General features: G+C 45.1%; 4 protein-coding genes. All 4 read left to right on the top strand.

What is annotated here, in order from left to right; translation table 11 throughout:
- Nucleotides 1-1,344 (top strand): hypothetical protein (locus tag Q0954_RS32875; RefSeq protein ID WP_299465937.1); only part of this gene is annotated, 1,344 nt, incomplete at its 5' end.
- 386 nt (nt 1,345-1,730) lie between these two features.
- Nucleotides 1,731-2,630 carry a tyrosine-type recombinase/integrase gene (locus Q0954_RS32870; RefSeq protein WP_299465934.1) on the top strand — a complete coding sequence of 300 codons (900 nt, stop codon included), beginning with the start codon at nt 1,731-1,733 and terminating at the stop codon, nt 2,628-2,630.
- A gap of 132 nt (nt 2,631-2,762) precedes the next feature.
- Entirely contained in the window at nt 2,763-3,599 is an 837-nt protein-coding gene (locus tag Q0954_RS32865; protein ID WP_299465931.1) for a tyrosine-type recombinase/integrase, read from the top strand.
- 299 nt (nt 3,600-3,898) lie between these two features.
- On the top strand, nt 3,899-4,602 hold a 704-nt coding region (locus Q0954_RS32860; protein ID WP_299465928.1), incomplete at its 3' end, for a hypothetical protein.

Here is a 4,602-nt window from a genome sequence, read left to right as displayed (position 1 = left end):
TACGAAGACCGCCAGATGGAGAAAGTGGCCCGTGAAGCTAACGCCAAGTTGGGGATTGCTTATGAGTTGTTGTTGATTGATTTAAACCAGTTAGCCGATGAGTTGGAGGCTTACCGCGATGCTGAGTTGGCGGAGTTTGCGGACGCCAAAAACAAAGATAGTCAGCCTAAGCCGGTGCCGCCTGCTTTACAAAAAGAATGTTTGGCTTTGTTGCGTTCTTCTGATTTGATGACCAGGTTAAATGAGCACATCGGGGCTTGTGGGGTGGTAGGCGAGGAGATGAATCGTTTGTTACTCTTTTGTGTAGCAAGTAGTTACAAGATGCCGGATACTTTGCATGCTATAGTACAAGGGAGCAGCGGTAGCGGTAAATCGCACTTGTTGAACGCGATTCTTAAGTTGATGCCGGAGGAGGGCGCCCTGGATGTCACGCGTATTACCGACCGTAGTTTGTACAATTATGGAAAGTATGCGCTTTGTAACAAGTTGTTTGTGTTGCAGGATTTGGACGGTTTGAGCGAGGAGGCTTTGCTGTCTTTTCGTGAGTTGATTAGCTACGGAAAGTTGGCGAGTTCTACTACTACCCAGGATTTGCAGGGAAACAACAGCGGCGGTGTCAAAGAAGTATATGGCCCAGTGGCGAGTATGGCGGCTACTACCAAAACCGAAATTTATGAGGACAACGAAAACCGTTGTTTTACTTTGGCGGTCAATGAAACGAAAGCGCAAACGAAGGCGATTACTGATTATATGAACACTTGCGCGGCGGGTAAGGTGAGCAAGAAGCAGCAGTTGGCTACCAGGGAGTTACTCCAAAATTGTGTGCGTTTGTTGCGTTCTTATGAGGTGGTGAATCCTTACGCGGATAAATTGTCGTTGCCTGGTGAGGTAAAAAATCCTCGTCGTTTGCATAGTTTGTATCAATCGTTGGTGAAGCAAATTACTTTGTTGCATCAGTTTCAGCGGGCGCGTGATGCGGAGGGTCGTTTGGTGGCTACGAAAGCCGATTTGCATTGGGCGAATGAGATTTTGTTTGAAACTATTATATTGCGCATTGACGAGCTGGATGGTAGTTTGCGCCAATTCTTTGAACAGTTGAAAAATTATTGTTTTGAGAAGGGCGTCAAGCAGGAGTTTACCCGGCGTGAGGTACGCCAACGGTTCAACATTTCTTCTACGAGTATGCATCGTTATGTACATCAATTGTGGAAGCTGGATTATATTCAACAAGTGGGTGGTCATGCCAACAATGGCTTGATTTACAAGATTACGTATTGGGACGACATCCAGGCTTTGCGTGCTCGTGTTCGTCAGTTTCTCGCCAACCAACTCAAGGTGTTGTAAAAAAGTGGACTACCAGAAGTTGTTGAAAATCAATAAATTAGACTGGTAGTCCACCCTCAGAAATACCAGATGGAACGCCACTTTTTACTGATTATCAGTGAGTTAGCCCAAAAATACCTCTGATATTCCACATTCCAAGAAAGTGCGCGCTAGAGACTTTCAAATTTAATCTATAAAACCAATCTCTTTATTTATTCTTATCAATTTAGTCTATTAGTTATTAGCCGGTAGTCGGGAGTCCGGAGTCCGGAGTTTTTAGTCGGTGGCTTTCAGTTGATAGTTTTTAGCCTCGCTTCGCGCAACCATAAAACCATTTTAGCCATAAAGCCATCCAACAATTTTTTACCTCCCAACTCCCGACTATGGACTCCCAACTAACTATTATTATGGATTCACTAGAAATTACTACTCAAGTTTACCAGGTTCATTTGCGTGATTTTGCCGCCTGGTTGCGCAGTATGGGCTATTCGGCTTCTACTTGCGACAAATATCCTCGTCAGTTGCGGGAGTTTCTGTATTTTTTGGAGCAACGCGATTGTTTTTGTTTGGCTGATGTGGGGGCTTCTGATGTGTCGGCTTATTTTGATTATTTGTCGGGTCGTCGGAGTGTTAAAACGGGTGAGTTGCTGAGCCATTCTCATTTGCGTAGTGTGCGTAAGACTTTGCGTGGTTTTCAACGCTATTTGCGGTCTTTGGGTTTGGGTGTTTTTAGCTTGCCTGGTGCTCCTTTGCCTGGTTTGCCAGCGGCTGCTATTCGGGTATTGAGCCGGGTTGAGGTGGGTTTGTTGTACGATGGCTGCACGGCTGATCATTGGGGTTTGCGCGACCAGGCGTTATTGTCTTTGGGTTATGGTTGTGGTTTGCGTCGTAGCGAGATTCATTTGTTGAATGTGGGTGATGTTCACTTCAAAAAGGGCTGGGTACAGGTGTTGTCGGGTAAGGGTCGCAAGGAGCGTTTTGTGCCTATGGTGGGTCGGGTGAGGGATGATTTATACGCTTATTTGACGGAGGGTCGCCGTTTTTTTTCTTCTTCTGGTTCTTCTTCTTCTGGTTCTTCGGCGTTGCTTTTGACTTACCGCGGGCGTCGTTTGGGACCCAAAAGTTTAAGCGAGCGTTTGGAGAAGTTGGTGACTAAATCGGGGATTGAGGGGGATGGTGTGGGTTTGCATAGTTTGCGCCATAGCATTGCTACTCATTTGCACGCTGGCGGTATGTCTTTGTCTAAGGTGGGTTTGTTTTTGGGTCATCGTTCATTGGATTCTACACAGGTTTATACGCACATTTGATAATTACGAATTGTTTAATTACGAATTACGAATGGTAAAATAGACTCTGTTGGTTCATTCGTAATTCGTAATTGATTGACTTGTAATTGATTCACTCGTAATTCGTAATTCTCTCATTCGTAATTCTCTCTTATGAAAACTTTTGAATCTTATTTATCCGTTGATCGTGGATTTTCGGCGGGTACGAGTTATCACAAACGTAGTGCGGTGGCTCAGTTTTGTACTTATTATTCGGGTCGCGATGTGTCGGCTTTGGTTTATGCCGATGTGTTGGCTTATATCGATTATTTGCGTGGTTTGAGTTGTAGCGCGACTACTATTAATCGTCATTTGGTGGCTTTGGGCGATTACTTTGATTATTTGGTGGGTTTGGGTGCTTGTCGCAACAATCCGGCACAAGGGGTTCGGGTAAAAAAGGGGGTGGAGAAAAGCCGTTTTCCTTTGCTTACTTATGCTTGTTTGGAGCGTTTGTTTGCTGATTATGCGGGAAGTTTGCAAGACCGGGTTTTGTTGTCCTTGTATGTGTACCAGGGAATCAAGAGCAGCGATTTGCGTCATTTGGAGGTGGGCGATGTTGACCTGGTGAAGGGTAAAATCTGGTTGCGTGCTTATGGGGTGGGTACGGCTTGTACGGCGGGTCGTGAGTTGGGTTTGGTGGTTCCTCAGATTTTGCTTTTTCACGAGTGGCTGCGTGTTCGTTCTGGTGCTCGTTATTTGTTGGATGTTCCGGCTGATTTGTCTCATTTGACGCGTCCTTTTTTTCGTCGTTTGGCTCGTTTGAATTCTTTGGCTTGCAATGCGCACGTGATTCGTCGGGTGGTGCTCAGTCACTGGCTGCAGAGCGAAGATTTGCGTACGGTGCAGTATAAGGCGGGTCATTTGAAGGTGTCGTCTACGGAGGTTTATCAAGTGGGCGATATGACAGCACTGCAAGAAGAAATTAATCATCTACATCCTCTTAGTCGGTAGTTTTTTAGTCGGGAGTCGGGAGTTTTTAGTTAGTAGTTGGGAGTCGGTAGTCGGGAGTCCGTAGCTTTTAGTCAGTGGTTTTTAGTCGGTAGTTTTTCGCCTCGCTTCGCGCAACCATAAAACCATTTTAGCCATAAAGCCACCCAACAATTTCTTATCTCCCAACTCCCAACTCCCGACTACGGACTCCTGACTCCCGACTATGGACTAATCAACTCTTAACTTTCTTCTCTGGACTCCCAACTCCCGACTCCGGACTAATCAACTAATCAACTAATTCTAATTATCTAAAAATCAATATGTTATCTATTAAAAAAAATAGTACTGGGACTGGTATGCCCTGGAATGAATGGGCTGATCATTTTATTGTGGTGGAGGGTTCACTTGCCAGGACCTTGGGTCGTTATGTTCGTCGTGGTTTGATTTTGAAATCTGAATGCGACGATTATGCGCAGGAGTTGCGTTTGACTTTGTTTGAAAACTGGTCTTCGGTATTTTCAAAGTATGATCCTGACCGGGGCGATTTGGGGGTTTATCTTCGGGTGTATTTTCGTTCTCGTTTGTTCGATTTGGTGGCTAAACAGTATGGTCGTCCTTTGTTTGAGCCGCTGGATACGGAGGTGTTTTGTGCGGCTGATTTTGGGGGTGATTTTGTGCTGGATGAGTTGGTTCCGGTGTTGGAGGCTGGTTTGTTGTTTTTGGGTTTAACTACTCCTAAATGGCGTTTGTTGCTGAAGGTGTATTCTTTTCAGTGTTTGTCTATGGATGATTTACGTTTGTATGCTCCTGGTTTGGGTCGTGTTTGTTTGCGCCAGTATTTGCGTCCTTTTTCGGTTCCTTATAGTTTACGTTCTGACAATGAAAATATGGCGTTGATTTATCCTTTGTTGTGCCAGGTGGAGGCTCATTACAGTGAAGCAGATTCGGTGCGTCGTTTGCTTGCTACCAAGGTGCGTAAGCTGCGTGATTATTTGAATAAGCGTAGTGGTTATAAGTTTGACAA

The sequence above is a fragment of the uncultured Microscilla sp. genome (assembly GCF_947493425.1).
Taxonomy (GTDB): domain Bacteria; phylum Bacteroidota; class Bacteroidia; order Cytophagales; family Microscillaceae; genus Microscilla.
The sequence above is the reverse complement of the archived record's forward strand: the minus strand, read 5'-3'. Positions and strand labels throughout refer to the sequence as shown.

What these genes read in the sequence shown, in the direction of transcription:
- Q0954_RS32870 (WP_299465934.1), top strand. Translation starts at nt 1,731, where the DNA reads ATGGATTCACTAGAAATTACTACTCAAGTTTACCAGGTTCATTTGCGT.
- Q0954_RS32865 (WP_299465931.1), top strand. Translation starts at nt 2,763, where the DNA reads ATGAAAACTTTTGAATCTTATTTATCCGTTGATCGTGGATTTTCGGCG.